Below are 1,715 nucleotides of genomic sequence, written 5' to 3'. Positions count from 1 at the left end.
ATATTAAACTTATGGCCGAGATGGGGCTTGAATCGTACCGGTTTTCGATTTCATGGGCACGGATTTTGCCGATGGGAGACGGGGAAGTCAATGAAAAAGGCCTAGAATTTTATAATCATATTATTAATGAATGTTTAAAGTATGGTATTGTTCCATTTGTTACTTTGTATCATTGGGATTTGCCTCTAACGCTCGAGGAAGACGGAGGCTGGACCAATAAGCGAACAGCTGACGCCTTCGTCAAGTATGCAGAAATTTGTTTTCGGTCATTCGGGGACCGAGTGAAACATTGGATCACGTTTAATGAAACGGTAATGTTTTGCGGATTAGGCTATTTAAAAGGAGCACATCCGCCAGGCATCCAAAACGATGAGAATAAATACTTTCAAGCAACACATTACGTTTTTTATGCTCATGCGAAAGCCGTTGAAGTCTACAAGGAATTGAAACAGTACGGCGAAATTGGGATTACTCATGTGTTCTTACCAGCTTACAGTGTAGATGATCAGCCTGAGAATGTAATAGCTGCCCGGCATGCGAATGAGTATGAAACCTTTTGGTACTATGAACCGATATTAAAAGGAGAATATCCAGTTTATGTGGTTGAGCAGTTAGAGGAGAAAGGCTGGACCCCTAATTGGACAGAAGAAGAGCTTGATACGTTAAGAAGAAATGCGGCCAAAAATGATTTTATCGGACTTAATTATTACCAGCCCATTCGAGTAGAGAAATATCATGAAATTGGTTTTACTAAGGAACATTCACGAGAAACCTCTACGCTAGCTCCAGGCAACCCGTCGTTTGATGGCTTTTATCGGACGGTCAAAATGGGAGATAAAACCTATACAAAATGGGGCTGGGAAATCTCGCCGCAAGGATTCTTAGACGGGCTGCATATGTTAAAAGAGCGTTATGGTGATATAAAAATGTATGTAACAGAAAACGGGCTCGGTGATGAGGATCCGATTATTGAAGGTGAAATCGTCGATGTTCCACGCATTAAATATATTGAGGAACATTTAAAAGTAGTAAAGCGCGCCATTCAAGAAGGGATCCATTTAAAAGGATATTACGCATGGTCTGTGATTGATTTATTAAGCTGGCTGAATGGGTATAAAAAGCAATACGGCTTTATTTATGTGGATCATCAGGATCACTTAAACCGAAAGAAAAAGCTGTCATTTCATTGGTACAAGCATATTATTGAGACGAGGGGAGAAGAGTTGTAAGGTATTTGTGGAAGGTTTTTGTAGAAGGGGAGTGTCCAAAAAGGCCTTGCATTCGGACAATAAAGAGTTCCGTTTTTGAGTGCTTTTCTTCCATTTTTAAAATTTAATAAGCCGAAAATATACAAGTTTTTATTCACCACTTGTCCATTTTCGGCTTATTTTCATTCAATCAATATACTGCCATCCAGCATTTTTTAATTGCCAAAAAACAAATATTAAGCTGTTTGCTTTTGGTTTCTTCTTGCTCGATGTTCCTTTTTATTTGATTTTGATTTTGATTTTGCTCTTGATTTAGACACTCTAAAAAATAGTACCAATCCACCACTCAACATTAAAGCCCATACAAGTGCAAATTTATTACCACTAAAATATATTCCTATAATAGGTATCAACAGAAGGACGATGCTTTTCAGGTAATAATTTACTTTAGGATTAATGACCATCAAAACTGATATTATAACCAGCAACGAAGTTTTGATATTATTC

At 37.8% G+C, this 1,715-nt stretch carries 2 protein-coding genes; one reads left to right on the top strand and one right to left on the bottom strand.

Features of this window, described 5'->3' with window-relative positions:
- On the top strand, positions 1-1,229 hold a 1,229-nt coding region (locus V7137_RS29750), incomplete at its 5' end, for a glycoside hydrolase family 1 protein (protein WP_335701403.1).
- 215 nt (positions 1,230-1,444) lie between these two features.
- On the opposite strand, the gene V7137_RS29745 is transcribed toward V7137_RS29750, so the two are convergent.
- Positions 1,445-1,715 (bottom strand): hypothetical protein (locus V7137_RS29745; protein WP_335701402.1); only part of this gene is annotated, 271 nt, incomplete at its 5' end.

The sequence above is a fragment of the Neobacillus drentensis genome (assembly GCF_036962765.1).
Taxonomy (GTDB): domain Bacteria; phylum Bacillota; class Bacilli; order Bacillales; family Cytobacillaceae; genus Neobacillus; species Neobacillus drentensis_C.
Note: the sequence above shows the minus strand (reverse complement) of the source record. Positions and strands in the feature narration are given on the sequence as shown.